31 protein-coding genes, 1 tRNA gene and 1 riboswitch are annotated in these 26,228 nt (G+C 71.2%); of the genes, 21 read left to right on the plus strand and 11 right to left on the minus strand.

What is annotated here, in order from left to right:
- Positions 1-39 precede the first annotated feature (39 nt).
- From clpS to AC07DW_RS19070, 7 genes are all read left to right on the plus strand, one after another.
- Positions 40-345 (plus strand): ATP-dependent Clp protease adapter ClpS, encoded by a 306-nt coding sequence (gene clpS, locus AC07DW_RS19040; RefSeq protein ID WP_189554475.1) that lies wholly within the window; start codon positions 40-42, stop codon positions 343-345.
- On the plus strand, positions 345-920 hold the full coding sequence (locus tag AC07DW_RS19045; RefSeq protein ID WP_478858808.1) for a DUF2017 domain-containing protein: 576 nt from the start codon (positions 345-347) through the stop codon (positions 918-920). The genes clpS and AC07DW_RS19045 overlap by 1 nt, the downstream gene beginning before the upstream one ends.
- A 314-nt stretch (positions 921-1,234) precedes the next feature.
- On the plus strand, positions 1,235-2,665 hold the full coding sequence (locus AC07DW_RS19050; RefSeq protein ID WP_478858809.1) for an amino acid permease: 1,431 nt from the start codon (positions 1,235-1,237) through the stop codon (positions 2,663-2,665).
- A gap of 70 nt (positions 2,666-2,735) precedes the next feature.
- On the plus strand, positions 2,736-3,158 hold the full coding sequence (locus AC07DW_RS19055; protein ID WP_469240015.1) for a M67 family metallopeptidase: 423 nt from the start codon (positions 2,736-2,738) through the stop codon (positions 3,156-3,158).
- Between the two features lie 86 nt (positions 3,159-3,244).
- The gene (locus AC07DW_RS19060; protein WP_478858810.1) at positions 3,245-3,361 is read left to right on the plus strand and encodes a putative leader peptide; all 117 of its coding nucleotides are present in this window, start codon (positions 3,245-3,247) and stop codon (positions 3,359-3,361) included.
- Between the two features lie 142 nt (positions 3,362-3,503).
- Positions 3,504-3,782 carry a MoaD family protein gene (locus tag AC07DW_RS19065; RefSeq protein ID WP_351808886.1) on the plus strand — a complete coding sequence of 93 codons (279 nt, stop codon included), beginning with the start codon at positions 3,504-3,506 and terminating at the stop codon, positions 3,780-3,782.
- Entirely contained in the window at positions 3,782-4,732 is a 951-nt protein-coding gene (locus tag AC07DW_RS19070; RefSeq protein WP_478858811.1) for a PLP-dependent cysteine synthase family protein, read from the plus strand. The genes AC07DW_RS19065 and AC07DW_RS19070 overlap by 1 nt, the downstream gene beginning before the upstream one ends.
- A gap of 207 nt (positions 4,733-4,939) precedes the next feature.
- On the opposite strand, the gene AC07DW_RS19075 is transcribed toward AC07DW_RS19070, so the two are convergent.
- The gene (locus tag AC07DW_RS19075; protein ID WP_478858812.1) at positions 4,940-5,410 is read right to left on the minus strand and encodes a type II toxin-antitoxin system PemK/MazF family toxin; all 471 of its coding nucleotides are present in this window, start codon (positions 5,408-5,410) and stop codon (positions 4,940-4,942) included.
- Between the two features lie 163 nt (positions 5,411-5,573).
- On the opposite strand from AC07DW_RS19075, the gene AC07DW_RS19080 reads away from it, so the two are divergent.
- Positions 5,574-6,326, plus strand: a complete 753-nt coding sequence (locus AC07DW_RS19080; RefSeq protein WP_478858813.1) for an MBL fold metallo-hydrolase — start codon at positions 5,574-5,576, stop codon at positions 6,324-6,326.
- 62 nt (positions 6,327-6,388) lie between these two features.
- On the opposite strand, the gene AC07DW_RS19085 is transcribed toward AC07DW_RS19080, so the two are convergent.
- Together AC07DW_RS19085 and AC07DW_RS19090 are read right to left on the minus strand one after the other, a co-directional pair.
- Positions 6,389-7,639, minus strand: coding sequence for a PTS transporter subunit EIIC (locus tag AC07DW_RS19085; RefSeq protein ID WP_478858814.1), 1,251 nt, complete (start codon positions 7,637-7,639; stop codon positions 6,389-6,391).
- A gap of 246 nt (positions 7,640-7,885) precedes the next feature.
- Positions 7,886-9,184: a PTS transporter subunit EIIC gene (locus AC07DW_RS19090; RefSeq protein ID WP_478858815.1), complete on the minus strand. Its 1,299-nt coding sequence runs from the start codon at positions 9,182-9,184 to the stop codon at positions 7,886-7,888.
- Between the two features lie 188 nt (positions 9,185-9,372).
- Between AC07DW_RS19090 and AC07DW_RS19095 the strand changes: the two genes are divergently transcribed.
- The 4 genes from AC07DW_RS19095 (at position 9,373) to rdgB (ending at position 11,504) form a co-directional block, all read left to right on the plus strand.
- Positions 9,373-9,606 carry a PTS sugar transporter subunit IIB gene (locus AC07DW_RS19095; RefSeq protein WP_031076305.1) on the plus strand — a complete coding sequence of 78 codons (234 nt, stop codon included), beginning with the start codon at positions 9,373-9,375 and terminating at the stop codon, positions 9,604-9,606.
- Positions 9,607-9,682: 76 nt separating this feature from the next.
- On the plus strand, positions 9,683-10,414 hold the full coding sequence (gene rph / locus AC07DW_RS19100; protein ID WP_478858816.1) for a ribonuclease PH: 732 nt from the start codon (positions 9,683-9,685) through the stop codon (positions 10,412-10,414).
- 92 nt (positions 10,415-10,506) lie between these two features.
- Positions 10,507-10,890 carry a hypothetical protein gene (locus AC07DW_RS19105; protein WP_478858817.1) on the plus strand — a complete coding sequence of 128 codons (384 nt, stop codon included), beginning with the start codon at positions 10,507-10,509 and terminating at the stop codon, positions 10,888-10,890.
- An 11-nt stretch (positions 10,891-10,901) separates the two neighbouring features.
- Complete coding sequence (gene rdgB / locus AC07DW_RS19110) at positions 10,902-11,504, plus strand: RdgB/HAM1 family non-canonical purine NTP pyrophosphatase (protein WP_478858818.1); 603 nt, start codon at positions 10,902-10,904, stop codon at positions 11,502-11,504.
- Positions 11,505-11,564: 60 nt separating this feature from the next.
- Here rdgB and AC07DW_RS19115 read toward each other — a convergent pair.
- The 5 genes from AC07DW_RS19115 to bcp all read right to left on the minus strand — a co-directional run bounded on the left by AC07DW_RS19115 (position 11,565) and on the right by bcp (position 15,136).
- Positions 11,565-11,640 (minus strand) — tRNA-Leu (locus AC07DW_RS19115).
- Positions 11,641-11,657: 17 nt separating this feature from the next.
- Entirely contained in the window at positions 11,658-12,218 is a 561-nt protein-coding gene (locus tag AC07DW_RS19120) for an HNH endonuclease signature motif containing protein (RefSeq protein WP_478858819.1), read from the minus strand.
- Positions 12,215-12,841, minus strand: a complete 627-nt coding sequence (locus AC07DW_RS19125) for an HNH endonuclease signature motif containing protein (protein WP_478858820.1) — start codon at positions 12,839-12,841, stop codon at positions 12,215-12,217. The genes AC07DW_RS19120 and AC07DW_RS19125 overlap by 4 nt, the downstream gene beginning before the upstream one ends.
- Before the next feature lie 106 nt (positions 12,842-12,947).
- On the minus strand, positions 12,948-14,429 hold the full coding sequence (proP, locus tag AC07DW_RS19130) for a glycine betaine/L-proline transporter ProP (protein ID WP_478858821.1): 1,482 nt from the start codon (positions 14,427-14,429) through the stop codon (positions 12,948-12,950).
- Between the two features lie 239 nt (positions 14,430-14,668).
- Positions 14,669-15,136: a thioredoxin-dependent thiol peroxidase gene (gene bcp, locus AC07DW_RS19135; RefSeq protein WP_478858822.1), complete on the minus strand. Its 468-nt coding sequence runs from the start codon at positions 15,134-15,136 to the stop codon at positions 14,669-14,671.
- Between the two features lie 131 nt (positions 15,137-15,267).
- Here bcp and AC07DW_RS19140 point away from each other — a divergent pair, with 131 nt between their 5' ends.
- From AC07DW_RS19140 to AC07DW_RS19150, 3 genes are all read left to right on the plus strand, one after another.
- Positions 15,268-15,588, plus strand: a complete 321-nt coding sequence (locus AC07DW_RS19140) for a DUF3618 domain-containing protein (protein WP_478858823.1) — start codon at positions 15,268-15,270, stop codon at positions 15,586-15,588.
- A gap of 55 nt (positions 15,589-15,643) precedes the next feature.
- Positions 15,644-15,982, plus strand: coding sequence for a GroES family chaperonin (locus AC07DW_RS19145; protein WP_478858824.1), 339 nt, complete (start codon positions 15,644-15,646; stop codon positions 15,980-15,982).
- Between the two features lie 127 nt (positions 15,983-16,109).
- A riboswitch (guanidine-III (ykkC-III) riboswitch) is annotated at positions 16,110-16,177 on the plus strand.
- A 37-nt stretch (positions 16,178-16,214) separates the two neighbouring features.
- On the plus strand, positions 16,215-16,535 hold the full coding sequence (locus AC07DW_RS19150) for a DMT family transporter (protein ID WP_344356171.1): 321 nt from the start codon (positions 16,215-16,217) through the stop codon (positions 16,533-16,535).
- A gap of 104 nt (positions 16,536-16,639) precedes the next feature.
- On the opposite strand, the gene AC07DW_RS19155 is transcribed toward AC07DW_RS19150, so the two are convergent.
- The gene (locus AC07DW_RS19155) at positions 16,640-19,225 is read right to left on the minus strand and encodes a transglycosylase domain-containing protein (RefSeq protein WP_478858825.1); all 2,586 of its coding nucleotides are present in this window, start codon (positions 19,223-19,225) and stop codon (positions 16,640-16,642) included.
- A 170-nt stretch (positions 19,226-19,395) separates the two neighbouring features.
- Here AC07DW_RS19155 and AC07DW_RS19160 point away from each other — a divergent pair, with 170 nt between their 5' ends.
- The 5 genes from AC07DW_RS19160 (at position 19,396) to AC07DW_RS19180 (ending at position 24,156) form a co-directional block, all read left to right on the plus strand.
- Entirely contained in the window at positions 19,396-20,196 is an 801-nt protein-coding gene (locus AC07DW_RS19160) for an ABC transporter permease (RefSeq protein WP_478858826.1), read from the plus strand.
- Positions 20,197-20,236: 40 nt separating this feature from the next.
- Complete coding sequence (locus AC07DW_RS19165; protein WP_478858836.1) at positions 20,237-21,001, plus strand: ABC transporter permease; 765 nt, start codon at positions 20,237-20,239, stop codon at positions 20,999-21,001.
- Positions 21,002-21,008: 7 nt separating this feature from the next.
- On the plus strand, positions 21,009-21,977 hold the full coding sequence (locus tag AC07DW_RS19170; RefSeq protein ID WP_478858827.1) for an ABC transporter ATP-binding protein: 969 nt from the start codon (positions 21,009-21,011) through the stop codon (positions 21,975-21,977).
- A 191-nt stretch (positions 21,978-22,168) separates the two neighbouring features.
- Positions 22,169-22,780 carry a DUF1707 SHOCT-like domain-containing protein gene (locus tag AC07DW_RS19175; RefSeq protein ID WP_478858828.1) on the plus strand — a complete coding sequence of 204 codons (612 nt, stop codon included), beginning with the start codon at positions 22,169-22,171 and terminating at the stop codon, positions 22,778-22,780.
- A gap of 86 nt (positions 22,781-22,866) precedes the next feature.
- Positions 22,867-24,156, plus strand: coding sequence for a DUF445 domain-containing protein (locus tag AC07DW_RS19180; protein ID WP_478858829.1), 1,290 nt, complete (start codon positions 22,867-22,869; stop codon positions 24,154-24,156).
- Positions 24,157-24,452: 296 nt separating this feature from the next.
- Here AC07DW_RS19180 and AC07DW_RS19185 read toward each other — a convergent pair whose 3' ends face one another.
- Complete coding sequence (locus AC07DW_RS19185) at positions 24,453-24,755, minus strand: hypothetical protein (protein ID WP_478858830.1); 303 nt, start codon at positions 24,753-24,755, stop codon at positions 24,453-24,455.
- Positions 24,756-24,807: 52 nt separating this feature from the next.
- Positions 24,808-25,053, minus strand: a complete 246-nt coding sequence (locus AC07DW_RS19190) for a hypothetical protein (RefSeq protein WP_478858831.1) — start codon at positions 25,051-25,053, stop codon at positions 24,808-24,810.
- A gap of 398 nt (positions 25,054-25,451) precedes the next feature.
- Between AC07DW_RS19190 and AC07DW_RS19195 the strand changes: the two genes are divergently transcribed.
- Positions 25,452-26,021: a hypothetical protein gene (locus AC07DW_RS19195; protein ID WP_478858832.1), complete on the plus strand. Its 570-nt coding sequence runs from the start codon at positions 25,452-25,454 to the stop codon at positions 26,019-26,021.
- The last annotated feature ends 207 nt before the right edge of the window (positions 26,022-26,228 follow it).

Raw genomic sequence — 26,228 nt, forward strand, 5'->3', positions numbered from 1 at the left:
TTTGTGCGACAGCCCACCCTCAGTGGCAGCATTGGCTGAGTGAGTGTTGCTCCCGTAGAGATCGAACGCACCGAAGCGGCCGAAGAGGGTTTCGCCGTCACCGAACCCGACGTGCCCTGGGTGACGATCGTCCACAACGACCCGGTCAACCTCATGAGCTACGTCACCTACGTCTTCCAGGCGTACTTCGGCTACTCCAAGGACAAGGCGCACAAACTGATGCTGGACGTGCACCACAAGGGCCGGGCCGTGGTCTCCAGTGGCACCCGCGAGGAGATGGAGCGGGACGTGCAGGCCATGCACGGCTACGGGCTGTGGGCGACGCTCTCCCAGGACCGCGGCTGATGAGCGGGCACTTCGAGGCGCTGCCCGGCGGCGGCGCGGCCGTCCCGCTCGACGAGGTCGAGATCTCCATCCTCCGCTCCCTGGCCGTCCAGCTCCTGGAGCTGATCGGCCCCGGCGACGTACCGCCCAAGGGCGAGGACCCGCTGGCCGAACTCTTCCGCGAGGGCCCCAGCGAGCCGCCCTCCGACCCGGCGCTGGCCCGCCTGTTCCCCGACGCGTACGGGGACGGCGACGACGAGCTGCGCGCCGCCTCCGCCGAGTTCCGCCGCTACACGGAGAACGACCTGCGCGCCCGCAAGCGCGAGGACGCCCTCGCCGTCGTACGGAGCCTGGACGCCCTCGACGTGGCGGGCGAGGGCGGCGCCGTCCTGCAGCTGGCGGCCGACGAGGCCCGGCACTGGCTCGGCGCGCTCAACGACCTGCGGCTGACCATCGGCACCCGGCTTGAGGTCAGGGACGACGACGAGAGCGAGGCGCTGTACCGGCTGCCGGACTCCGACCCGCGCAAGCCGATGGTCATGGCGTACCTCTGGCTGGGCGCGCTCCAGGAGACGCTCGTCGAGACCCTCATGTGACCTCCGTTCGCTCAGCGGACGCTCAAATCCGCATAACGATCGGATCACCCGGCCGCCCTTCCTTGCGGCGGTAAGCGTTGTTTGTCTGCTTTTCTTTGTGCCGTGCGTCACTTCCGCACGTCTCGATCACTGTTGCGATCGTGATAAACCTTCTCGAATCGCCCGGGGACGCCACCCCTGTCTCCCGGGTGCGCTCAAGCCGGCGGACCGCCGGCGGCACTCCATCCATATCCGGGGGGATCAGGACCTGATCCGCGGTCATACGCAGTCCGACTGCGAACGACGCGGATCGGCGTGGAGAAAGGCGCACAACCATGACCTCAGTGCAGGTCGACGAGCAGCACGACGGCAGTGGGGCCGCGGGGGCCGCATCCGGTTCGGGTGAGGGCTATCAGCGGGGCCTCGGAGCCCGTCAGATCCAGATGATCGCGATCGGCGGAGCCATCGGCACCGGGCTCTTCCTCGGCGCCGGCAAGGCCATCGCCAAGGCCGGACCGAGCCTCATCCTGGCGTACGCCATCGCCGGTCTCGTCATCTTCTTCATCATGCGGGCGCTGGGCGAGCTGCTCATGTACCGCCCCGTCTCGGGTTCCTTCTCCGAGTACGCCCGCGAGTTCATCGGCCCCTTCGCGGGCTTCGTCACCGGCTGGACGTACTGGCTCTTCTGGGTCGTCACCGGCATCACCGAGGTCACCGCGGCCGCCACGTACATGACGTACTGGTGGAACATCCCCCAGTGGGTGTCCGCCCTGGTCTTCACGGTCATCCTCTACGGCGCGAACCTCATCTCCGTGAAGCTCTTCGGCGAGCTGGAGTTCTGGTTCTCGATGATCAAGGTCACCGCCATCATCGGCATGATCCTGATCTGCGCCGGCATCCTCACCATCGGCTTCTCCGACGCCGCCGACACCGCGTCCATGACGATGCTCTGGTCCGAGGGCGGCTTCTTCCCCAAGGGCGTCGGCGGCACGCTGATGACCCTCCAGATCGTGATGTTCGCCTTCCTCGCGGTCGAGCTGGTCGGCGTCACCGCCGGCGAGTCCAAGGACCCGAAGGTCACCCTGCCCAAGGCCATCAACACCGTCCCGTGGCGCATCGCGGTCTTCTACGTCGGCGCGCTGATCATGATCCTGTCGGTCGTGCCGTGGACGCACTTCCAGCCGGGCGTCTCACCGTTCGTCGCCGCGTTCGAGGAGATGGGCCTCGGCATCGGCGCCGCGATCGTGAACTTCGTGGTGCTCACCGCCGCCCTCTCCTCCTGCAACTCGGGCATGTACTCCACCGGCCGCATGCTGCGCGACCTCGCGCTCAACGGCCAGGGCCCGCGGGTCTTCACCAAGCTGACGAAGTCCGGCACCCCGCTGATCGGCACCACCGTCTCCGCGGCGCTGATGCTCGTCGGCGTGTGGATCAACTACGTCGCCCCCGGCAAGGCCTTCGAGTACGTCGTCTCCTTCGCGACCATCTCCGGCATGTGGGCCTGGGTCATGATCCTGGTCTCGCAGATCCGCTACCGCGCCGCCGTCAAGCGCGGCGAGGCCCCGGAGTCGGAGTTCAAGGCCCCCGGCGCGCCGTTCACCAGCTGGTTCGCGCTGCTCTTCATCGGCATGGTCATCGTGATGATGGGCATCGACGAGGGCGCGCGGGTCTCCCTGTACTGCGCCCCGCTGTGGGCCCTGCTGCTCGGCGTCTCCTACCTGGTCCTGAAGTCCCGGAACCCGGAGAACGCCGCCTTCAAGCGGTAACCGTCCAGCATGTGGGCCCGCCCGTACCATCACTCGGTACGGGCGGGCCCCTTTGCTTATCCTGATGCGCATGCTGACCATCACACGGGCTCTGTACGACCAGATCGTCGCGCACGCGCGCGAGGACCACCCGGACGAGGCCTGCGGCGTGGTCGCGGGCCCGGCCGGCTCCGGACGCCCGGAGCGCTTCATCCCCATGCTCAACGCCGCCCGCTCGCCCACGTTCTACGAGTTCGACTCGGGCGACCTGCTGAAGCTCTACCGCGAGATGGACGACCGCGACGAGGAGCCGGTCGTCATCTACCACTCGCACACCGCGACCGAGGCCTACCCGTCGCGCACCGACGTCTCGTACGCCAACGAGCCCGGCGCCCACTACGTGCTCGTCTCGACCGCGGACACCGACGACGCCGGACCGTTCCAGTTCCGCTCGTACCGCATCGTCGACGGCGAGATCACCGAGGAAGAGGTCCAGGTCGTCGAGGCGTACTGACCGCCCGTCCCGCATGCCGGTCGGAAAACGTCCACGATGCGGGATCGCACTCCGAATGGCGGAGCGGGAATCGATACGATGACCGCATGGTTCCCCTCGACGTGAGCGAACAGACGCCGGGCACCGTGCTGCTCGTGGCGCGGCTGCACGTCGACCTGTGCCGCCTCGCCAGCGCGATGTGTCCGCGCTGCGCCGCCGTTTGAGCGCCAGCACCCGGTACGACCGACGGCACCACCCGGCAGACCCGGCACCACCCCTGGCACCTGTGCGCACACCCGTCCGCGCGCGCAGGCAGCCACGGCCCGCCTTCCCGCAGACTCAGCCCTCCCGACAGGAGCCCACGCCATGGCCATCGAGGTCCGCATCCCGACCATCCTCCGCACCCACACCGGCGGCGCCAAGGCCGTCGAGGGCAGCGGAGACACCCTCGCCGACCTCTTCGCCGACCTCGAGACCCGGTACGCCGGCATCCAGGAGCGCATCGTCGAGGGCGGCGAGCTGCGCCGCTTCGTGAACGTCTACCTCAACGACGAGGACGTCCGCTTCCTGGAGGGCATCAACACCAAGCTGTCGGACGGCGACAACGTCACGATCCTCCCGGCCGTGGCCGGCGGAATGCGCTGATGCGCTACGACTCGCCCCTCGCCGCGGTCGGCAACACACCGCTCGTCCGGCTGCCGCGCCTGTCCCCCTCGGAGGACGTGCGCGTCTGGGCCAAGCTGGAGGACCGCAACCCGACCGGCTCGATCAAGGACCGCCCGGCCCTGCACATGATCGAGCAGGCCGAGAAGGACGGCCGGCTCACCCCCGGCTGCACCATCCTCGAGCCCACCAGCGGCAACACCGGCATCTCGCTCGCGATGGCGGCCAGGCTCAAGGGCTACCGCATCGTGTGCGTGCTGCCCGAGAACACCTCCCAGGAGCGGCGGGACCTGCTCGCCATGTGGGGCGCCGAGATCATCTCGTCCCCCGCGGCCGGCGGCTCCAACACGGCCGTACGGGTCGCGAAGGAGCTGTCCGCCGAGCACCCCGACTGGGTGATGCTCTACCAGTACGGCAACCCCGGCAACGCGGGCGCGCACTACGCGACGACGGGCCCGGAGATCCTGGCCGACCTGCCGTCCGTCACGCACTTCGTGGCCGGTCTCGGGACGACGGGGACGCTCATGGGCGTCGGCCGCTACCTGCGCGAGCACAAGCCGGACGTGAAGATCGTCGCCGCCGAGCCGCGGTACGACGACCTCGTGTACGGGCTGCGGAACCTCGACGAGGGCTTCGTCCCCGAGCTGTACGACGCCTCCGTCCTCACGACCCGCTTCTCGGTCGGCTCGGCGGACGCGGTGACCCGGACCAGGGAGCTGCTCCAGCAGGAGGGCATCTTCGCGGGCGTCTCCACGGGCGCGGCGCTGCACGCGGCGATCGGCGTCGGCAACAAGGCGGTCAAGGCGGGCGAGAGCGCGGACATCGTGTTCGTCGTCGCCGACGGCGGCTGGAAGTACCTGTCGACGGGCGTCTACACGGCCCCGACCACGGAAGAGGCCATCGAAGCCCTCCAGGGCCAGCTCTGGGCCTGACGCCCCGCCGCGCGGGGCGTTCGCCCCGGACACCTCGGCCCAACCCCGGTTCCGGCCGTCGTCCGGGGACCTTCCGCCGTGGGCAGGCGTCCCGCAAGGCGTGACGGGTGGGCACGACGGGCCGGGGCGGTGCCCTTGACCCGGCCCGCCCCGGGGGGCCGAGCCCCGCACCAGGGTCGCGCCGGGGAGCCGGGGGCGGAGCCCCCGTCAGGCGGAGAGGTGCCGCACGCGGTCCCAGACCAGCGGGTCGACGTGGCTCGCACGACGGCGGAAGCGGGAGAGCGGGACATCCCGCAGCTCGTCCGTCTCCAGGAAGCTCGGCCGGCCACGGGCGTCGCCCACCGCGCCGGGACGCAGCGCGATCACCCCCGGCCGCTCGTCGCGGTACCGGCTGGTGATCTTCGCGACGAGCGCCGCGTCCCCGCGTACCGCCAGGACCAGGCACGGCCGGTCCTTCGAGCCGGGACCGTCCTCGTAGGGCACGTCCGCCCACCAGATCTCACCCGGCCGTGGCCGGGCCTTCGGCGCCCGGCCCGGCCGCGCCGGCGGTCGCGTACGCCCCGCGGGCCGGCTCCCGGAGCGGCCCCCGGGCCGGCGGCGGCCGGTCGCGTCGGACACCGCCGCCACCAGCGCGATCACCACGACGGCGCCGAGCGCCGGCCACCACGACGTGTCCATGGACCGGACGCTACCCGCCCGAACCGGTGACAGCGCGGGTGAGTTCGACCACAAGGGGCCACTGCGGAGGAGCGACCCGGCGTGCCGCGCCTTACGCTCGGTAAACCGCACGACCTCCCCTGTCAGCGCCTGCCCGGCTCCCTTCCACGGAGGTTCACGCTCCATGAAGCTCACCGTCGTCGGCTGCTCGGGGTCGTTCCCGTCCGCGGAATCGGCCTGTTCGAGCTACCTCGTAGAGGCCGACGGCTTCCGGCTGCTCCTCGACATGGGCAATGGCGCCCTGGGCGAGCTGCAGCGCCACATCGGTCTGTACGACCTCGACGCGATCTTCCTCAGCCACCTGCACGCCGATCACTGCATCGACATGTGCGGCTACTTCGTCGCGCGTTACTACCGCCACGAGGGCGGCCGCTGCCCCGCCATCCCCGTCTACGCGCCGGACGGCGCCGAACAGCGCCTGACGACGGCGTACGGGGACACGCCCTCCGACAAGTCGATGAGCGAGGTGTTCGACTTCCACACGCTGACGTCCGGTTCGTTCGACATCGGTCCCTTCCGGGTGCGCACGGAGAAGGTCTGCCACCCGGTGGAGGCGTACGGCATCCGGGTCGAGCACGGCGGGAAGTCGCTCGCGTACTCGGGCGACACGGGCGTGTGCGACGAGCTGGACACGCTCGCGGTGGGTGCCGACCTGTTCCTGTGCGAGGCGTCGTTCACGTACGGCAAGGAGGACATCCCCGGCCTGCACCTGAACGGCCGTGAGGCGGGGGCGCACGCCGCCCGGGCGGGCGCGGGCCGGCTCGTTCTCACGCACATCCCGCCCTGGACCGACGGCGAGCGGAACCTGGCGGACGCGCGGGCGGTGTACGACGGCCCGTCGGAGCTGGCGCACGCGGGCGCGGTCTACGAGCTGTAGCGCGCACGGGAAGGGCCCCGGAACCATACGGTTCCGGGGCCCTTCCCGTGGGGGGCGATGCCTCACGCCTTGGTGAGGTCCTCGATCTCCTCCTCGGGCTCCCGGCCCGGGGTGGGGAGGTCGAACTTCGTGATGGCGAACCGGAAGAGCGCGTAGTAGATCGCCGCGAACACCAGGCCGATGGGCACGATCATCCAGGGCTTCGTCGCGAGGTTCCAGCCGAGGGCGTAGTCGATCAGGCCGGCGGAGAAGGTGAAGCCGGCGTGGACGCCCAGAGCCCAGGTGACGGCCATCGAGATGGCGGTCAGGACCGCGTGGATGGCGTACAGGAGCGGTGCGATGAACATGAAGGAGAACTCGATCGGCTCCGTGACGCCGGTGACGAACGAGGTCAGGGCCAGCGAGACCATCATGCCGGTCACGGCCTTGCGGCGCTCCGGCCGGGCCGAGTGCGCGATGGCGAGAGCCGCGGCCGGGAGGCCGAACATCATGATCGGGAAAAAGCCGGACATGAAGATGCCGGCGCTCGGGTCGCCCGCGAAGAAGCGGTTCAGGTCTCCGTGGACCACCTCGCCGGCGGCGTTGGTGAAGTCACCGATCTGGAACCAGGAGACGGTGTTCACGAACTGGTGCATGCCCACCGGGATCAGTGCGCGGTTGATCAGGCCGAACAGACCGGCGCCCGCCGCACCGAGACCCGTCATCCACTCGCCGAACGAGCTGATGCCGTTGCCGATCGGCTCCCAGACCAGACCGAAGACCACACCCACGAGAGTGCCGACGAAGGCCATGATGATCGGGACGAGCCGGCGGCCGTTGAAGAAGCCGAGCCAGTCGACCAGCTTGGTGCGGTGGAACTTCTGCCACAGCACCGCGGCCAGCAGGCCCATGATGATGCCGCCCAGGACACCGGGGTTGTTGTACTTCGCAGGGGTGTCCTCGCCCGCCTTGACGACCGCCTCGGCGACCGGGAAGGCCTTGAGGACATTGCTGTACACGAGGAAGCCGACCAGCGCGGCCAGGGCCGTGGAGCCGTCGGCCTTCTTGGCGAACCCGATCGCCACGCCGATGCAGAAGAGCATCGGCAGGTTGTCGAAGACGGCGCCGCCGGCGGTGGCGAAGACGGAGGCGACCTTGTCCCAGCCCAGTCCGTCCTTGCCGAACACATCCGGCTGGCCGAGACGGAGCAGCAGACCTGCCGCGGGCAGCACGGCGATCGGCAGCTGCAGACTGCGGCCGACCTTCTGCAAGCCCTGGAGCAGGCCCGAGCTCCACTTCTTGCTCGGCGCCACCGAGGCGGTGTCCGTACTCATGCTTCCTCCAGTGGGCAAGGCGCCGCCCGGGGACATGGCAAGGGGGACGGCAGCGTCTCGGAAAACGCGGCGCGACACCGCGTGGTCTACACCTTTAACTGGTGTAGACCTGTTGTAGCACGGTGAGGGTTAGATAAGGAACTTGCGATTTGATAACGGCGAGGGGACCCCGTGACCGGGGTCCCCTCGGTTCCGTCCGGCGGCCCCGCGCCGGGCGACGCGGTCGCACGCGGCCGGAGCGGCGGCTTACGGCTTGGTGACGTCCGTCTCCGTCTCCTCGGGCTCACGGCCGGGTGTCTTCAGGTCGAATTTCGTGATCGCGAAGCGGAAGACCGCGTAATAGACCACCGCGAAGGCGAGCCCGATCGGAATGATCAGCCACGGCTTCGTCGCCAGCCCCCAGTTGATCACATAATCGATCAGGCCCGCCGAGAAACTGAAGCCGTCCTTGACCCCGAACGCCCAGGTGACCGCCATGGAAACACCGGTCAGCACGGCGTGCAGGGCGTACAGCACCGGCGCGACGAACAGGAAGGAGTACTCGATCGGCTCGGTGATGCCCGTGACGAACGAGGTGAGGGCGACCGAGAGCATCAGGCCGCCGACCTCCTTGCGCCGGTGCGGCTTCGCGCAGTGCGTGATGGCGAGCGCGGCGGCCGGCAGCGCGAACATCATGATCGGGAAGAAGCCGGTGGTGAACTGCCCCGCGTTCGGGTCCCCCGCGAGGAACATGCTGATGTCGCCGTGCACCACCGTCCCGTCCGGCTTGGTGTACGAGCCGAACTGGAACCAGACGGGCACGTTCAGGAACTGGTGCAGGCCGATGACCAGCAACGCCCGGTTGGCCACCCCGAAGATTCCGGCGCCCCACGAGCCCAGCCCCACCAGCCAGTCGCTGAAGCTCTCCAGCGCGTCGCCGACCGGGGGCCACACGAACAGGCACACCACCGCGAACGCGATCGCGAGGAACGACATCAGGATCGGCACCAGCCTGCGGCCGTTGAAGAAACCCAGCCAGTCGACCAGCTTCGTGCGGTGGAACCGCTGCCAGACGTACGCCGTGAGCAGGCCCATCACGATGCCGCCGAAGACACCCGGATTCTGGTACGTGTACGACACGAAGGCGTCGTCCGCGCCCAGGCAGCCGCCGTTGACGTCCCTGGTGCCCGGCGGGCAGTCCTTGGGGAAGGCCCGCAGCACGCCCCGGTAGACCAGGAACCCCGTCACCGCCGCGAGCGCGGTGGAGCCGTCCGCCTTCTTCGCCATGCCGATCGCCACACCGACGCAGAACAGCAGCGGCAGGCCCAGGTCCGCGTCGAGGAGGGCACCGCCCGCACCCGCCATCACCTTGGCGACGTCGTTCCAGCCCAGCCCGTCGGCGCCGAAGACGTCGGACTGGCCCAGCCGGTTCAGGATGCCCGCCGCCGGCAGGACGGCGATGGGCAGCTGGAGACTGCGACCCATCTTCTGAAGCCCCTGGAAGAGACCGGCCCACCGCTTCTGCCGGGGTGCGGGCTTCGACGCGGCCGCGCTCTCGGAGCTCATCGGCGTCCTCCTGAAGACTGGTGTAGACCAGTTGCGATATCGTAGGCGCTGGTGATCGTCATCCTTCGGTACAACCGGGTAATGCGCCCGCGAAGATGGGCCAACCGTGCGTTACCGTGACGAAAGACCTAGGTGGGCCGAGCGACGCTCAGTGCTCCGAAACGGCCCTTTGACGCAGGGAGAAAGACATGGCCAGCAAGGCTGAGAAGATCGTCGCCGGGCTCGGCGGCATCGACAACATCGAAGAGGTCGAAGGCTGCATCACCCGCCTGCGTACCGAGGTCGCCGACCCCGCCCTGGTCGACGAGGCCGCGCTCAAGGCCGCCGGCGCCCACGGCGTCGTCAAGATGGGCTCCGCGATCCAGGTCGTCATCGGCACCGACGCCGACCCGATCGCCGCCGAGATCGAAGACATGATGTGAGCTGACCACTCACCCGTGAGGGGCCCGTTCCGATACCGGAACGGGCCCCTCGCACATCGCCCACTAGGCTCGTCCCATGTCTCGAATCGACGGCCGCACCCCCGAACAGCTCCGCCCGGTCACCATCGAACGCGGATGGAGCAAGCACGCCGAGGGCTCCGTCCTCATCTCCTTCGGCGACACCAAGGTCTTCTGCACCGCATCCGTCACCGAAGGCGTCCCCCGCTGGCGCAAGGGCAGCGGCGAAGGCTGGGTCACCGCCGAGTACTCGATGCTGCCGCGCTCCACCAACACCCGCGGCGACCGCGAGTCCGTACGCGGCCGGATCGGCGGCCGCACCCACGAGATCAGCCGGCTCATCGGCCGGTCCCTCCGCGCCGTCATCGACTACAAGGCCCTCGGCGAGAACACCATCGTCCTCGACTGCGACGTCCTCCAGGCCGACGGCGGCACCCGCACCGCAGCCATCACCGGCGCCTACGTCGCCCTCGCCGACGCCGTCGCCTGGGCCCAGGGCAAGAAGCTCGTCAAAGCCGGCCGCAAGCCCCTCACCGGCACCGTCGCCGCCGTCTCCGTCGGCATCGTCGACGGCACCCCGCTGCTCGACCTCTGCTACGAGGAAGACGTCCGCGCCGAGACCGACATGAACGTCGTCTGCACCGGCGACGGCCGCTTCGTCGAGGTCCAGGGCACCGCCGAGGCCGAACCCTTCGACCGCAAGGAGCTCAACGCCCTCCTGGACCTCGCCACCGGAGGCTGCGCCGACCTCGCCGCCCTCCAGCGCGAGGCCCTCGGCATCACCCTCTAGCAACCGCGGACGCCCCCGGCGGCGTCCCTACGAGTGCGGGCGTACGGGCCGAACCGTACGCCCGTCCGCAGCCTCCAAGGAGGACCCGTTCCATGCGCCGACGCCGTACCGCCGCACTCGCCGCCGCCACCGCACTACTCGCCCTGACCGGAGCGGCCGGCTGCGGCGCGCTCGACAAGGCCATGGACTGCGTCCAGGCCGCCGACGCCATCGCCACCAGCGTCGACCGGCTCAGCCGGGCCGTCTCCACCGCCACCGGCGACCCCACCCGGCTGAACGAGTCCCTCGACGAGATCGACAAGGAACTCGACGGCCTCAAGGACAAGACGGACAACGCCGACCTGTCCAAAGCCGTCGACGACCTCGGCAAGGGCGTCGAATCCGTCCGCACCGCCGTACGCAACGGCGACGCCACCCCCGACATCACGCCCGTCACGGACGCCGCCACCGAGATCGGCAAGGTCTGCACCCCGTAGATACTGGGAGCATGACCCGCCTGATCCTCGCCACCCGCAACGCCGGGAAGATCACCGAACTGCACGCGATCCTCGCCGACGCGGGCCTCGACCACGAACTCGTCGGCGCGGACGCCTACCCCGACATCCCCGACGTCAAGGAAACCGGCGTCACCTTCGCCGAGAACGCCCTCCTCAAGGCGCACACCCTCGCCAGGGCCACCGGCCTGCCCGCCATTGCCGACGACTCCGGCCTCTGCGTCGACGTCCTCGGCGGCGCACCCGGCATCTTCTCGGCCCGCTGGGCGGGCCGGCACGGCGACGACAAGGCCAACCTGGACCTCCTCCTCGCCCAGCTCGCCGACATCGACACCCCCCACCGAGGCGCCCACTTCGCCTGCGCCGCCGCCCTGGCCCTTCCCGACGGCACCGAACGCGTGGTGGAAGGCCGCCTCAGCGGCACCCTGCGCCGCACCCCGGCCGGCACCGGCGGCTTCGGCTACGACCCGATCCTCCAGCCGGACGGCGAGACCCGCACGTGCGCCGAACTGACGGCCGCCGAGAAGAACGCCATCAGCCACCGCGGCCACGCCTTCCGCGCCCTCGTCCCGGTCGTGCGGGAGCTGCTGGCCTGAAGGCGCGACGCACGACGCCGACGGCCCGGCTCGCGAACGCGCGAGCCGGGCCGTCGACCGTGGTGCGCCCGGTCGGATTCGAACCGACAAACACGACCACCTAAAGATCGCCGCTCAGCCCTTGGCGTACGGGCGCATGCACCGCGCCATACTCTACTGGGCCGTTGGTACGGCCGTGGATCGAGAGCGCTGGGAATGCGTCCCCGTCTGGCTGTGGCAGGACGGGCACAGGTACCTCAGGTTCTCCAAGCGGTTGTCCGCCCGGTCGCCGTTGATGTGGTCGATCTCCAGAACGAGCGGTCTGCCCTGCCAGACGTCTCCGGTGCCGCACGCCCGGCAGAGACGCGGTACGCCGAGGTCGTCGAGGGCGCGACGCAGCCGCACCGTCTTGGTCCGGCTCGAACCGGGATCGCCGCGTCGGAGGATCTCCTCCGCCGGCTGACGAGTGGGGGACGGGCCGCCTTGGTGGCCCTGACCGACGAAGTGGGCCGTCGACACCCCGTACGCCTCGATGCTTCGCTTCGCCCGCGCCCGCGCGGAGCCGCTGTTGGAGCAGCCCATGCCGCGCAGGACGCCGGCGAGGCTGTACGACCCGGCGACCGCGCGGACGAATTGCTCGCGCGGGAACAGGGCGTCGCCGTTTCGCCCGGTGCGGTGCGAGGCGTCGATGCCGGGTCGGTCGGGCTCCCTCCCGGCGTGCCCAGGTCCGCTCATGCCGCCGCCCTCCGCCTCCGGCCGCGAAACGTGTCCGTCACCGCGTGGCAGTTCGGGCACAGCAACCGCAGGTTCTCCGGGCGGTTGTCCCACCAGTTCCCGTCGATGTGGTCGACTTCGAGCCGCAGGGGCGCGCCGTTCCAATGCGGCCCGGTCCCGCACATCGCGCATGTCTCGGGCACCCCGCCGCGCAGCAGCTCGCGCCGCAGTCGTCGGCCCGGTACTCGGCCGTGCTCCGGTGACCGCAAGGTCAGCGGTGAGCCCTGAGGTCCGTCGCTTCGCCGGGGCGGGCGGAGTCGGAAGTGTGACGTGTCGATGCCCAGCGCGGCGATCCGGCGGCCGATGTGCGCCACGTTGCCGCCCACCGGGCTGAGGCCCACACGCAGGACCACATCCTTGAGGCTCGTGGAGGCGGCGACCGCTTCCCGCAGGCGCTCCTCGGTATGGCGCGCCCACTGGGCGGGGAAGTGTGACGTGTCCACCCCCGCCTCCGCCATTTTCCGGCGCATGTAGCGTCGGCTGCCCGGTGTAGGGGTGCCGCCGCACCGGCGGACCGCATCGTCCCAGTTGTCGGTCTCCCGCGCCGCCTCGACGAGCAGCTCATACGTGTATCTGACCGGCATCGTGACCCCTTTCGCACCCGGTCGCGTGTTCGCGACCTCGTACGGAGTAACGAACCGGTTATCGGACAGTTACGTCCGACAACCGGTTCGGGGTGTGCTGCCGGCGTCAGAAACGCGGCTCCGGGGCGCGGGAGCGGACCAGTTCCGCGGCCTCCTCCTTGGTGCAGACCGACGGCGGTGAGCCTTCGAGGGGCTGACGGGCCGTCTCCTTCATGCAGGCCACCGCGATCACGCCCACCAGGGCAGCCGCCATCGCGTAGTACGCGGGCATCAGGGTGCTGCCGGTGACGCTGATCAGCGCGGTGATGACCAGGGGCGTGGTGCCGCCGAAGAGGGAGGCGGAGAGGTTGTAGCCCACGGACAGCGAGCCGTACCGCACATGGGTCGGGAACAGCGCCGGGAGCGCCGCCGACATCGTGCCCAGCAGGCACACCAGCGACAGGCCGAGCATCAGCATGCCCGCCGAGACGGCGAGGACGCCGCCCAGGCCGATCAGCCAGAACGCCGGGGCCGACAGGAACAGGAAGCCCAGCATGCCCGTCATCAGCAGCGGCTTGCGGCCGAACCGGTCGCTCAGCCGTCCGACCTGACTGATGATCAGCATCAGGAAGACCATCACGGCCAGCAGGATCAGCAGTCCGTGCGTCGCGCTGTAGCCGAGCTCGTCCGAGAGGTACGTGGGCATGTACGACAGCAGCATGTAGTCGGTGATGTTGTACGCGCCGACGAGCGCGACGCACAGCAGCAGCGTCGGCCAGTACTGGCGGAAGATCGTGGCGAGGTCGCCCTTCGCCGAGGTCTCCACCGGGTCGGCCGCCTCGGAGGCGGACGCGTTCTCCGCCTCCAGCTTCTGGAAGGCTGGCGTCTCGTCGAGCTTCAGCCGCAGGTAGAGCCCGACCAGGCCCAGCGGGCCCGCCACCAGGAACGGGATGCGCCAGCCCCAGGCCTCCATGGACGCGTCGCCCAGGACGGCGGTCAGCACCGTCACCAGGCCCGCGGCGCCCACGTACCCGGCCAGCGTGCCGAACTCCAGGAAACTGCCGAAGAAGCCGCGCCTCTTGTCCGGGGCGTACTCGGCGATGAAGGTCGACGCGCCCCCGTACTCGCCGCCCGTCGAGAAGCCCTGCACTAGCCGGAAGAGGATCAGCAGGACCGGGGCCCAGAAGCCGATGGTGGCGTACGAGGGGATCAGGCCGATGGCGAACGTCCCGACCGCCATCATGATCATCGTGAGGGCGAGGACCTTCTTGCGGCCGACGCGGTCGCCCATCGGGCCGAAGACCATTCCGCCCAGCGGTCGGATCAGGAAGGCGACGGCGAAGGTCGCGAAGGAGGACAGCAGCTGCACCGTGTCGTTCCCGGACGGGAAGAAGACATGGCCGATGGTGACGGCCAGGTAGCTGTAGATGCCGAAGTCGAACCACTCCATGGCGTTGCCGAGCGAGGCGGCCTTGACGGCCCGCTTGACCGCCGCCGGGTCGGTGACGGTGATGTCGGACCGCCTCAGCTTCGGCTTCTTCCGCTGCTGGGCGGTGCGGAACAGGGTGCGGTGGCGTCTGACCGCCGCTGGATCGGTCGTGGCCGCCATGGGCAGGTTCCTTTCCCGGACTGTGGATCAATCCAGGGGCAACACCTGCTCGTGGATAGCGGCCGCAAACCGAAGTCCCGTACGAGTGCGACCTGGGTCACAGAACGAGGGCCTGCCGGACCTGGCGGTCCGCGGGACACGGCGGTCCGCTGCACCCGGCCGGACCCGGTGGACCCGCCGGGGCGTCCGGGTCCGGCGGCCCGCCGAGGCGCTGGCCCACCGGGGCGCCGGAGGGGCGGTTAGATGCCGAGGTCCTTGATGATCTTCGCCACGTGGCCGGTCGCCTTCACGTTGTACAGCGCCCGCTCGACCTTGCCCTCCTCGTCCACGACGACGGTGGAACGGATCACGCCCGTCACCGTCTTGCCGTACAGCTTCTTCTCGCCGAAGGCGCCGTACGCGGTCAGCGTCTCCTTGGACGGGTCGCCGACCAGCGTGACCTTCAGGTTTTCCTTCTCGCGGAACTTCGCCAGCTTCTCCGGCTTGTCCGGCGACACGCCGATCACGTCGTAACCGGCGTCGGCCAGCACGTCGAGGTTGTCGGTGAAGTCGCACGCCTGCTTGGTGCAGCCGGGGGTCAGGGCGGCCGGGTAGAAGTAGACGATGACCTTGCGGCCCCGGTAGTCCTCGAGCGAGACGTCCTTGCCGTCCGCGTCGGGCAGGGTGAAGGCGGGGGCGGTGTCGCCGGGCTGCAGTCGCTCGCTCATGGCTTCCTGGCTCCTCGGGAGGGGGATGGTCGTACGCGTTCAGAGCCTAATGGGGGTCTGCGACGGTCACCGGGCCGCTGAGCTGACAGACTGTCCACCACGGATTTGGACGGACCTACGGAGGCAGCGCGGTGTCGGAAGCCAGGACCCCTGCGCAGATCGAGGCGGACATCGTCCGCCGACGCGAGCAGCTCGCCGTCACTCTCGACGAGATCGGCGTGCGCGTGCACCCGAAGACGATCATCGGGGACGCGAAGGCCAAGGTGACGTCGACGGTCGACCAGACCGCCGGGCGCGCCTTCGTCACCGTGAACCGCGTCGTGACGGACGTGAAGGGACGGTTCGTCTCGGAGGACGGCGAGCCGCGCCTGGAGCGGGTGGTACCAGTGGTCCTGCTCGCCGTCGGCGTGGTGGGGCTGCTCGCCATGGGCGTCCGGAAGCGCAGGCGCTGACACGAGTCGTGACCCTCCGGCGTGCGGGGGGCGGTGGGGCAGGTAGGTTCGTGGCGTGAGCGAGAACACCCACGACAAGCTGCCCATCCGGATGCTGCACGACCGGGTGCTGGTCCGCACCGACACACCCGAGGGCGAGAGGCGTTCGGGCGGCGGCATCCTGATTCCGGCGACCGCCGCCGTCGGCCGCCGGCTCGCCTGGGCCGAGGTGGTCGCGGTCGGCCAGAACGTGCGGACCGTGGAGACCGGTGACCGGGTGCTGTTCGACCCCGAGGACCGTGCCGAGGTCGAGGTGCGGGGCGTGGCGTACGTACTGATGAGGGAACGCGACCTGCACGCGGTCGCGGCGGACCGGTTCGGCGGGTCGGAGGACTCGACGGGGCTGTACCTGTAGGGCGGCTCGGGCTTCGGTTCCGAGCCCGCTCCGGCTCCTGGCTCCGGCTTCGATTCTCGGTTTTCGGTTTCCGGTTTCGTACGCGTGCGCAAAAGGCCTGGTGGCGGACGTCACCAGGCCTTTGCGCAGGCGCTTTGCTAGCGTGGAGGGCCCCGACGAGACGCGCCGTACCGGGTCAGGCAAAGACGACGCACCCTTTGTTCGTACGTCGTCGCGTGCCGGAGGTGCCGTCATGGCCTGGGTCCTGTTGATCGTCGCCGGTCTGCTGGAAGTGGGCTGGTCGATTGGGATGAAGTTCACGGACGGCTTCACGCGGCTGTGGCCCAGCCTGCTCACCGGTGCCGGGATCGTCGCCAGCATGGTCCTGCTGTCGCAGGCCGCGAAGACCCTGCCGATCGGCACCGCGTACGGCGTGTGGGTCGGGATCGGCGCGGCGGGTGCGGCGGTGGTGGGCATGGTGGTGCTGGGCGAGCCGGTGACCGCCGCGCGGATCTTCTTCGTCTGCCTGCTGCTGGTCGCGGTGGTGGGTCTGAAGGCGACCTCGGGCCACTAGGGGGTGTCTTGTCGATCACGCCGCGAGCCCGGCGAGATCGGCAAGGCACCCCCTGGGTCGTTCCGGCGGATCACGCCGGGCTCACGACCCGTGGGGCGCGGCGGCTACCGGGGCGGCCCGGCCGGTGCCCGTCCGCCGGGCGGTCCGGCGGGCATGCCCGGCACGGGGCCCGCGCCGGCGCCGTCCGCGCCGGGGCCCTGGGCGCCGTCCGGCGCTCCGCCCGGCGCGCCGGGGCGGCCGGAACCCGGTGCGCCCGGCTCCGTCTGCCCACCGGTACCGCCCGACCCTTGCGTACCGGACGGCTCCTGGGCCCCGCCCGGTGTGCCGGGGCCGCGGAAGCCGTCGTACCCGTCGGAGCCGTCACCGCGGTCCCGGCCCGCCCCCACGCCCTCCGGGTCCCAGCCGTCCGGGTCCTCGGGGTCGCCCGAGTCCGAGGGGTCCGGCTGCTCCAGCTCCTCCCGCGTGCCCCGCGCGAGCACCAGGTCGAAGTCGCGGACCTGGCTGCCCCGCAGCGCCGCCCGCGTGTACTCGCCCCAGATCTCCGCGGGCGCCCCGCCGCCGTTCATGCGTTCCAGTCCCAGCGCCCCGTACAGGGGTTTCTGCGCCCCGGTGTCCGGGTCCTGCCCCATCACGGTGATGACGGTCGCCAGGTCCGGGGTGTAGCCGGCGAACCAGGCCGCCTTGTCGTCCTCCGCCGTCCCGGTCTTGCCGGCGGCCGGCCGGCCGGCGGCCTGCGCGGCGGTGCCGGTGCCGCCCTCGATGACGCCGCGCAGCACGGCCGTCGTCGTGTCGGCCGCCTCCCTGCTGATCACCTGCCGGCTCTTGGCGGTGGGCAGGGGCAGCGCGGTGCCGTTTTTCTCGATCCTCTCGACCAGCGCGTACGTGCCGTGCTTGCCGTGGTTCGCGAGGGTGGCGTACGCCTCGGCCATGTCGAGCACGCTCGCGGTGGCGGGGCCGAGCGCGATGGACGGGGAGGGGTTCAGGTCGGGCGTGTCGGCGGGCAGGCCCAGGTCGATGGCGGTCTGCTCCACCTTCGCCGGGCCCACGTCGACGGCCAGTTGCGCGTACACGGCGTTGACGGACTTGTCGGTGGCGGTACGCAGGGTGATGGGGCCGTAGTCGACGTCGTCCTCGTTGGCCGGGGCGTACGGGCTGCCGGTCCAGCCCTGTACCCGGCGTTTGTTGGTGCCGTCGTAGCGGGTGTGGGGTGTGATGCGTTCGCCGTCCTGGGTGACGGAGGCGTTGTCGACGGCGGCGGCGAGCACGAACGGCTTGAAGGTGGAGCCGACCTGGTAGTCGCGGCGGGTCGCGTTGTTGACGAACTGGCGGGTGTAGTCGACGCCGCCGTACATGGCGACGACCTTGCTGGTGGCCGGGTCGATGGACACGCCGCCGACCCGTACGTACCGGTCCGTCTCGTTGCCGTCGTCGAGCCGTGAGATGACCTGCTGGTCGACGGCGCCGGCGAGGGACTCCTGCTTGTCCTGCTGGAGGGTCGTGGTGATGCGGAAGCCGCCCTGGGCGAGGGTCTTGGCGTCGATGACGTCGTGGTCGGTGAGGTAGTCCTCGACCGCCTGGACGATGTAGCCGCGCTGGCCGGACAGGCCGGTGGTGGCCGTCAGGTCCTCGGGTTCGGGGAAGGTGGTGGCGGCGCGGGCGGCGGGGCTGAGCCACTTCTCCGTGACCATGGCGTCCAGGACGTAGTTCCAGCGCCGCAGCGCCTTGGCGCGGTTCTCGGGGCGGCCGTCGACGTCGTACGCGCTGGGGGCGTTGAGCAGGACGGCGAGGTAGGCGCCCTGGGCGGTGGTCAGGTCCTGGGCGTCCCTGCCGTAGTAGGCGCGGGCGGCGGCCTGGATCCCGTAGGCGTTGCGGCCGTAGAAGCTGGTGTTGAGGTACCCCTGGAAGATGTCGTCCTTGGCCTTCTCCCGGTCGAGCTTGATCGAGATGAAGAACTCCTTCGCCTTCCGGACGAGGGTCTGCTCCTGGCCCAGGTAGTAGTTCTTGACGTACTGCTGGGTGATCGTGGAGCCGCCCTGGGTGCCCTTCCCGGTGAGGGTGTTCCAGGCGGCCCGGAGCATCGCCTCGGGGTCGACGCCGGGCTGGGAGTAGAAGTCCCGGTCCTCCGCGGCGAGTACGGCGTGCTGGACGGTGGCGGGGACCTGCGAGAGTCGTACGTTCTCGCGGTTGACGTCACCCTTCTGGGCGAGCGGGGTGCCGTCCTCGTACAGGAACACGTTGGACTGGGCCGTGGCGGCGGCGTTGGCCGGCGGGATGGCGACGAAGTGGTAGCCGGCGAAGAAGCCGCCGATCAGCAGCAGGGCGGCGAGGAGGAAGGCGCCGAGGACCATCCGCCAGGTCGGGAGCAACCGCCGGAGCCCGGTGCGCTTCCTCTTCCCGGTCCCGGTCCCGGCCCCAATCCCGGTCGTGGTGCCGATGCGGATGCCGGCGGTGGCGGTGACGGCGGTGGCGCCGGCGGTGGTGGTTCGGCCGGGCCGGTCGGGTCCGTCGGTCGCGGTGGCGGCCCCGGCGGGTCGGTCGGTCCCGGTTCTGGCGGGTCGGTCGGCTCCGGTGGTCCGGTCGGACCCGGTGGTCCGGTCGGGGCGGTCGGCAGGGGCGGGGGCTTCTCGGGGCGGCCCGGCGTCGGTCGGGTCGCGGGGCTCCCAGCCTGGCTGCGGTGGCTCGTCGCTCATGATCTCCGGCCTGTTTCGTCGCTTATAGGGCGTTTTGCACAGTCCCCTCATAGTGCACGGCCGACCCGGCCAACCCCGGCAACGGCAGCCGAAAACCGCTCGCGGGCACGGACGCGGGCGGGCTAGGCTCCTCGGCTTCGGTCGTGCCGGGTGTGGGAGGGAGCGCGGACATGCGGTTGTACGCGGCCGTGGCGGCGGGTGGGTTCCGGCGCTATGCGACGTACCGGGTGGCCACCGCCGCCGGGGTGTTCACCAACACCGTCTTCGGCTTCATCCTGGCGTACACCTACATGGCCCTGTGGGACGAGCGGCCCCGTCTCGGCGGCTACGACATGGCCGAGGCGCTCGCCTATGTGTGGATCGGCCAGGCGCTGCTCGCGACCTGCGGGCTCATGGGCGGCGGGTTCGAGGACGAGCTGATGGAGCGCGTCAGGACGGGGGACATCGCCGTAGACCTCTACCGCCCGGCCGACCTCCAGCTGTGGTGGCTGTCGGTCGCCCTGGGCGGGTCCGCCTTCCAGCTGCTGGGGCGCGGGGTGGTGCCCATGGCGATCGGGGCGCTCGCCTTCGACCTCGCCCTGCCCGAACACCCGCTGACCTGGGTCGCGTTCCTGGTGTCGGTGGCGCTGGGCGTGGTGGTGAGCTTCGCCGTCTGGTTCCTGGTGGCGCTGAGCGCGTTCTGGCTGATGGACGGGGCCGGGGTGGTGCAGGTGGTGTGGCTTTCGGGGACGTTCTTCTCCGGCATGCTGTTGCCGCTGACCGTCTTCCCCGGTGCGCTGGGCGAGGTGGCGCGGCTGCTGCCGTGGGCGTCGCTGCTCCAGGTCCCGGCGGACGTGTTCCTGGAGAAGCGGACGGGGTGGGAGCTGGTGGGGACGTACGCCTTCCAGGCCGGCTGGGCGGTGGTGCTGCTGGCGGCGGGGCGCGTGCTCCAGGCCGTGGCGACCCGTCGGGTGGTGGTCCAGGGTGGCTGAGGTGGGCGCGGGGCTGCGCGCGTACGGGCTGATCGCCGCGATGTGGGTGCGGTCGACGATGACGTACCGCTTCTCCTTCGCGATGACACTGCTGTCCAACTTCACCGCCACCGGGTTCGACTTCGTCGTCATCCTGCTGATGTTCGGTCGGGTGGACGGGCTGGGCGGCTTCTCGTTCGCCGAGGTGTCCTTCCTGTACGGGACGACCGGCACAGCCTTCGGGCTGGCCGACCTGTCGCTGGGCCAGGTGCAGCGGCTGGGGCGCCGGGTGCGGGACGGGACGCTGGACACGCTGCTGGTGCGGCCCGTCCCGGTGCTGGCTCAGGTGGCGGCGGACCGGTTCGCGCTGCGGCGGGTCGGCCGGGTGATCCAGGGACTGGCGGTGCTGGTGTGGTCGCTGGTGCTGCTCGACGTGGCGTGGACGCCGGCGAAGGTGGTGCTGGTGCCCGTGATGGTGCTGAGCGGGTGGCTGATCTTCGCGGCGGTGATGGTGGTGGGCGCGGCGTTCCAGTTCTGGGCGCAGGACGGCTCGGAGGTCGCCAACGCGTTCACGTACGGCGGGAACACCCTGCTCCAGTACCCGCCGGTGATCTTCGCGCAGGACCTGGTGCGCGGGGTGGTGTACGTGGTGCCGCTCGCCTTCGTGAACTGGGTGCCGGCGCTGTACGTGCTGGGGCGCGAGGCGCCGGCGGGCCTGCCGGGGTGGACGGCGTCCGTGTCGCCGGTGGTGGCGGCGGTGTTCTGGGTGGTCGCGGGGCTGGCGTGGCGGGTGGGGATTCGTTCGTACCGGAGTACGGGGAGCTGAGGGTCTCTTGGACAGCGATTTCATCGCACTGGACGGCGTGGAGAAGGTCTTCGACGTACGCCGCAGAGCCGGCCGCTTCCGGCGCGAGAGGCACCGGGTCCGGGCGGTCGACGGCATCAGCTTCCGCGTGCCGCGCGGCGAGATGGTCGGGTACATCGGGCCCAACGGCGCGGGGAAGTCCACCACCATCAAGATGCTCACGGGCATCCTCACCCCCAGCGGCGGCCGGCTGAGGGTCGCGGGCATCGACCCCTCCCGGGACCGGACCCGGCTGGCCCGGCGCATCGGGGTGGTGTTCGGGCAGCGCACGACGCTCTGGTGGGATCTGCCGCTGCGCGACTCCTACCGCCTGGTGCACCGCATGTACCGCATCCCGGACGCGCGCTTCCGGGAGAACCTGGAGCGGTGCGTCGAGCTGCTCGACCTCGCCGAACTGCTGGAGGTGCCGGTCCGTCAGCTGTCGCTCGGCCAGCGGATGCGCGGCGACATCGCGGCGGCGCTGCTGCACGACCCGGAGGTCCTCTACCTGGACGAGCCGACCATCGGCCTGGACGTCATCTCCAAGGCGAAGGTCCGCGACTTCCTCCGGGACCTGAACGCCGAGCGGGGCACCACGGTGCTGCTCACCACGCACGACCTGACAGACATCGAGCAGCTGTGCAAGCGGGTGATGGTCATCGACCACGGACGCCTGATGTACGACGGGCCCCTCGGCGGCCTGCACGAGGTGGGCGAGAGCGAGCGGACGCTCGTGGTGGACCTGGAGCGGGAGCTGCCCCCCATCAGGGCGGACGGCGCCCGGGTGGTGAAGGTCGACGGGCCGCGCCAGTGGCTGGCGTTCCCCGCCGCCCGGTCGGCGGCACCGCTGGTGGCGCGGATCGCCGCGGAGTACCCGCTGGTCGACCTGTCGGTGCGGGAGCCGGACATCGAGACCGTCATCGCCAAGATGTACGCGGAGCGGTCGACCGGCGGGTGAGGGCGGCGCGGTGGCCGGCGGCCCCCGGCCGGGGCGCGACGGGTGGGTCACCGGGGGGCCGGTCACCGGGGCCCGGTGGCCCCGGCGCGCGCCGCGTGCCGGTCACCCGGGGGCTTGCCGGGGCGGTGCCCCCGCGCGCGCCGGCCTGCGAACGGCGGGCCTCCGGCCGTACCCCGCACTAGGCTGTTGGTATGACGAGCGAACTGCCCGAGATGCGGGCCTCGGACGCCGAGCGGGAGCGCGTCGCGGAGCGGCTGCGGAACGCCTACGCGGAGGGCCGCCTCGACATGGGCGAGTTCGAGGAGCGCCTCGACACCGCCTATCGGGCGCGTACCCACGGGGAGTTGGTCCCGCTGGTGCGCGATCTGCCGGAGGCGGCGGCCCCCGCCGCCGGGGCCGTGGAGGGTGGCTGGCACGGCCGGGTCGGCAAGCCCGCCACCTCCAAGGGCGCCTTCGCCTTCTGGAGCGGCTTCGGGCGGCGTGGGAGGTGGAGCGTCGCGCGGAACTTCACGGCGGCCGTCCTCCAGGGCGGCGGGGACATCGACCTGCGGGACGCCGACTTCGAGGACCGGGAGGTCGTCATCCGGTGCTTCGCCGTCATGGGCGGCATCCAGGTGGTCGTCCCGCCCGACCTGCACGTCGAGGTGACCGGCCAGGGCTTCATGGGCGGCTTCGACGACCGGGGCGCGGGCGCGGGCACGCCCGGCTCGCCCCGCGTACGGATCACCGGGTTCGCGCTGATGGGCGGCGTGGACGTCAGGCGCAAGGAGCGGAAGACCACCCGCGGACAGCTCCGGAAGTGACCTTCCGGGGCTTTGGGGAACTCGCCGTGCGGCTGAGGAGTACCTGAGATAGGGACGTAGGTACGCATGCGCGCGGACGGAGCCGGATGAACCGAACGAAGACCCCGCTGGTCGCCTTCTCGTACACGGCGGCGGACGAGGAGAAGCGCCGCGGCGTGCGCCGGATGAAGCTCACCGCGACCGCCCTGCTGCTCCTGGTGGCCCTGATCTACGTGCTGGCCACCTGGGCGCGGAGCTCCGGCGTGACCGGCTGGCCCGGCTACGTGGCCGCGGCCGCCGAGGCGGGCATGGTCGGCGCGCTGGCGGACTGGTTCGCGGTCACCGCCCTGTTCCGCCGCCCCATGGGGCTGCCCATCCCGCACACGGCGATCATCCCGACCAAGAAGGACCAGCTGGGCACCGCGCTGGGCTCCTTCGTCGGCGAGAACTTCCTCAACGAGGGCGTCGTACGGGCCAGGCTCCACGGCCTCGGCATCGGCGGCCGCCTCGGCGCCTGGCTGGCCGACCCCGCCCACGCCGACCGGGTCACGGCCGAGCTGTCCACGGCGCTGCGCGGCGCGCTGACCGTGCTGCGGGACGCGGACGTCCAGGCGGTGGTGGGGGAGGCAGTCACCCGGCGGGCCGAGGCGGCGGAGATCGCCCCCGGGATCGGCAGGACCCTGGGGAAGGTCGTCGCCGACGGGGCGCACCACGGGGCCGTCGACCTCGTCTGCACCCGCGCCCACGACTGGCTGGTCCTGCACGCCGACTCGATCATGGACGCGGTGCAGGGCGGCGCCCCCGGCTGGACGCCCCGCTTCGTCGACCGCAAGGTCGGCGAGCGTGTGCACAAGGAGCTGCTGCGGTTCGTCACCGAGATGCGGGACATGCCCGCCCACCCGGCGCGCGGCGCGCTGGACCGCTTCCTGACGGACTTCGCCGCCGACCTCCAGGGCGACACGGAGACCCGCGCGCGCGTGGAGCGCCTGAAGTCGGACCTGGTGGCCCGGCCGGAGGTCCAGGACATCATCGCCTCGGCCTGGGCCTCCGTACGCGCCATGATCATCTCGGCGGCGGAGGACGAGCGCAGCGAGCTCCGCCTCCGCGCCCGCGCGTCCCTGCTCTCGCTCGGCACCCGGCTGGCCACCGACAGCCGTCTCCAGGCCAAGGTGGAGGGCTGGGTCGAGGACGCGGCGGTGTACGTCGTCACGACGTACCGCGCCGAGATCACGTCGCTGATCAGCGACACGGTCGCGAGCTGGGACGCCGACCAGACGTCACGGAAGATCGAGGCCCACATCGGCCGCGACCTGCAGTTCATCCGCATCAACGGCACGGTCGTCGGCGCGCTGGCGGGCCTGCTGATCTACACGGTCTCCCACGCCCTGGGCGGCTGACCCGCACCCCGCCCCCGGCGGCCGGCGCTCCCGGCGTACGGTCCCGTCGGCCTGCCCGAGGGGGTCGGACCGGGCGGGTGACCGGCCCCTGCCCGACCGGTCACCCGCCCGGCCACTGTGGGGAGGTGCTGTTCCATACGTACGCGGCCGCCCGGGCGTTCAGGCCCGCACCCGCGGGAACCGTTTCCTCGGCGAATCCGCCGCGCACGCCACCGCCCCCGGCCGGCCGTCACCGCCCCGGCCGTCACCGCGCGCGGACGCCGTCCCGCCAGCCGGACGACGGCGGAGTCACCCGCTCACCGGCTCCTGCGGCCGACCGCCCACGACGCCACGGCCATGCCCCCGGCCACCGAGAACACCGCCGGCCACGCCCCCACCTTCTTGGCCAGCGGATGCGACCCGGCGAACGCCGCGACGTACGCCGCGGTCAGCCCCGCCGCCGCCCTGCCGCCACTGCGCTGCTTCCACTCCCGAGCGGCCACGGCTCCCGCCGCCGCCAGCGCGACCCCGCCCAGGGGCCGCTTCTTCGTCCACCGCGCCACGGCGTACCCACCGACGAGCCCGCTCGCCGCCACAGCTGTTGCCGGAATCCTGGCCATCTCTCGCTGTCCTGCCTTCCGTCCGTACGGGTGTTCCTGCCTCGCCCCGAGGCTAACGCGGGGGCCGGGGCCGGTTGCGGCGGGTGCGCGCGTACCCGACGCCGCCGAGGGCGACGGCCACCACCAGCACCGCGCCGGTGGACGCCCCGTTCGGCACGGAGGCCGTCACCTCGCGGGGGAGAAGCAGGATCACCCCCCTCACCAGCAGGGCCGCGGCGACGGAGCACAGCAGGCCGGGCAGCAACCGCCGCAGCGGACGGAAACGGGGACGGGGCGGGGCGAGGAGGCGTCGGGTCATGGTCGGCGTCCACCTGTCGGTCGGGGCACGGGGAAGTCCGCGCATGCCGTGCCACAGTGCTCGACCCGTACGCCTCCGCCCGCCAGGACACGGCGGCGACACCGGCGACCACCCCACCCGGCCCACCGGTCCCGCCCCATGAGGCAGGGGGCTACCCATGCACGCGCGCGTGAACCCCGAGCCCCTCGATCCCACCCGGGCCCACCCGGCCGGTCCACGCAGCCCACCGGGCCCGCCCGACCCGCCTGTCCCACCCGGCCCGCCCGTCCCGCCCGCAGATGACCCGCGCGGTGACAACGGATGACCATCAGGGGCGTGCAGAAGCCTTCCTGCCACCATCCCGTAACGGCATGCCGTCCCAGGGGTACGCGCTCGCCCCGCCCGGGCACCAACCGCCCATGCCGACCCCCGTCCCGCCGCAGCTTCTCGCCACCGACCCGCTGATCGTCGCCCAGGACGGCGTGGCCACCGTCCACCAGCTGATGGACCTGGGCTGCGCACCCTCCGTGACCGCCGCCAACTGCCGCCCGCCCGGCCCGTGGCGCCGCCTCCTGCCCAGGGTCATCGCCCTCCGGACCACCCCGCCCACCCCGCGCCAGCGCCTGCGCGGCGCCCTCCTGTACGCGGGCCCCGACGCCCTCCTCACCGGCCCGGCCGCCCTGGCCCTGTACGGCGTGACGACCCTGCCCGCCACCCCGCGGGTCGACGTCCTGGTCACCCACCGCGCGGCCCCGCGCGGTCACGCCTACGTCCGCGTCCGCCCCACCGTCCGCCCAGCCCGCCGCGTCCCGGTCGACGGCCTCGCCTGCGCACCCCTGCCCCGCGCGGTCCTGGACACGATCCCGCACCTCCCCACCGCCGGCGTGATCACCACCCTCCTCACGGAGGTCACCGAACGGGGCCTCTGCCACCCCGACGAGCTCTTGGCCGAGGCCGAAAGCGCGCGACTACCGCTCCAATCGACGTAATGGTGATGCCGAGAGGAGTGAGGCCATTCTGAGTCCAGTGGCCTCAATCGCCCCTGGGGAGTCACTGCTCGCTCGTCTGCCCGTTGCCGCAGGGCTCGTGCCGACCGCACCAGCTAGTGTCCTGCGCCGGGAATTCGATTAAGATATGAGGCCAGGCGTTCGAGGATCTCGTCGGCGCTCTTCGTCCATGTGAAGGGGCGGGGGTTC

Source organism: Streptomyces sp. NPDC045701 (assembly GCF_056432045.1).

Excerpts from the sequence above, each read along its gene's own strand:
- AC07DW_RS19045 (WP_478858808.1), top strand. The coding sequence starts at position 345 with ATGAGCGGGCACTTCGAGGCGCTGCCCGGCGGCGGCGCGGCCGTCCCG.
- AC07DW_RS19050 (WP_478858809.1), top strand. The coding sequence starts at position 1,235 with ATGACCTCAGTGCAGGTCGACGAGCAGCACGACGGCAGTGGGGCCGCG.
- AC07DW_RS19055 (WP_469240015.1), top strand. The coding sequence starts at position 2,736 with ATGCTGACCATCACACGGGCTCTGTACGACCAGATCGTCGCGCACGCG.
- AC07DW_RS19060 (WP_478858810.1), top strand. The coding sequence starts at position 3,245 with ATGGTTCCCCTCGACGTGAGCGAACAGACGCCGGGCACCGTGCTGCTC.
- AC07DW_RS19065 (WP_351808886.1), top strand. The coding sequence starts at position 3,504 with ATGGCCATCGAGGTCCGCATCCCGACCATCCTCCGCACCCACACCGGC.
- AC07DW_RS19070 (WP_478858811.1), top strand. The coding sequence starts at position 3,782 with ATGCGCTACGACTCGCCCCTCGCCGCGGTCGGCAACACACCGCTCGTC.
- AC07DW_RS19075 (WP_478858812.1), bottom strand. The coding sequence starts at position 5,410 with ATGGACACGTCGTGGTGGCCGGCGCTCGGCGCCGTCGTGGTGATCGCG.
- AC07DW_RS19080 (WP_478858813.1), top strand. The coding sequence starts at position 5,574 with ATGAAGCTCACCGTCGTCGGCTGCTCGGGGTCGTTCCCGTCCGCGGAA.
- AC07DW_RS19085 (WP_478858814.1), bottom strand. The coding sequence starts at position 7,639 with ATGAGTACGGACACCGCCTCGGTGGCGCCGAGCAAGAAGTGGAGCTCG.
- AC07DW_RS19090 (WP_478858815.1), bottom strand. The coding sequence starts at position 9,184 with ATGAGCTCCGAGAGCGCGGCCGCGTCGAAGCCCGCACCCCGGCAGAAG.
- AC07DW_RS19095 (WP_031076305.1), top strand. The coding sequence starts at position 9,373 with ATGGCCAGCAAGGCTGAGAAGATCGTCGCCGGGCTCGGCGGCATCGAC.
- rph (WP_478858816.1), top strand. The coding sequence starts at position 9,683 with ATGTCTCGAATCGACGGCCGCACCCCCGAACAGCTCCGCCCGGTCACC.
- AC07DW_RS19105 (WP_478858817.1), top strand. The coding sequence starts at position 10,507 with ATGCGCCGACGCCGTACCGCCGCACTCGCCGCCGCCACCGCACTACTC.
- rdgB (WP_478858818.1), top strand. The coding sequence starts at position 10,902 with ATGACCCGCCTGATCCTCGCCACCCGCAACGCCGGGAAGATCACCGAA.
- AC07DW_RS19120 (WP_478858819.1), bottom strand. The coding sequence starts at position 12,218 with ATGAGCGGACCTGGGCACGCCGGGAGGGAGCCCGACCGACCCGGCATC.
- AC07DW_RS19125 (WP_478858820.1), bottom strand. The coding sequence starts at position 12,841 with ATGCCGGTCAGATACACGTATGAGCTGCTCGTCGAGGCGGCGCGGGAG.
- proP (WP_478858821.1), bottom strand. The coding sequence starts at position 14,429 with ATGGCGGCCACGACCGATCCAGCGGCGGTCAGACGCCACCGCACCCTG.
- bcp (WP_478858822.1), bottom strand. The coding sequence starts at position 15,136 with ATGAGCGAGCGACTGCAGCCCGGCGACACCGCCCCCGCCTTCACCCTG.
- AC07DW_RS19150 (WP_344356171.1), top strand. The coding sequence starts at position 16,215 with ATGGCCTGGGTCCTGTTGATCGTCGCCGGTCTGCTGGAAGTGGGCTGG.
- AC07DW_RS19155 (WP_478858825.1), bottom strand. The coding sequence starts at position 19,225 with ATGAGCGACGAGCCACCGCAGCCAGGCTGGGAGCCCCGCGACCCGACC.
- AC07DW_RS19160 (WP_478858826.1), top strand. The coding sequence starts at position 19,396 with ATGCGGTTGTACGCGGCCGTGGCGGCGGGTGGGTTCCGGCGCTATGCG.
- AC07DW_RS19165 (WP_478858836.1), top strand. The coding sequence starts at position 20,237 with ATGTGGGTGCGGTCGACGATGACGTACCGCTTCTCCTTCGCGATGACA.
- AC07DW_RS19175 (WP_478858828.1), top strand. The coding sequence starts at position 22,169 with ATGACGAGCGAACTGCCCGAGATGCGGGCCTCGGACGCCGAGCGGGAG.
- AC07DW_RS19180 (WP_478858829.1), top strand. The coding sequence starts at position 22,867 with ATGAACCGAACGAAGACCCCGCTGGTCGCCTTCTCGTACACGGCGGCG.
- AC07DW_RS19185 (WP_478858830.1), bottom strand. The coding sequence starts at position 24,755 with ATGGCCAGGATTCCGGCAACAGCTGTGGCGGCGAGCGGGCTCGTCGGT.
- AC07DW_RS19190 (WP_478858831.1), bottom strand. The coding sequence starts at position 25,053 with ATGACCCGACGCCTCCTCGCCCCGCCCCGTCCCCGTTTCCGTCCGCTG.
- AC07DW_RS19195 (WP_478858832.1), top strand. The coding sequence starts at position 25,452 with ATGCCGACCCCCGTCCCGCCGCAGCTTCTCGCCACCGACCCGCTGATC.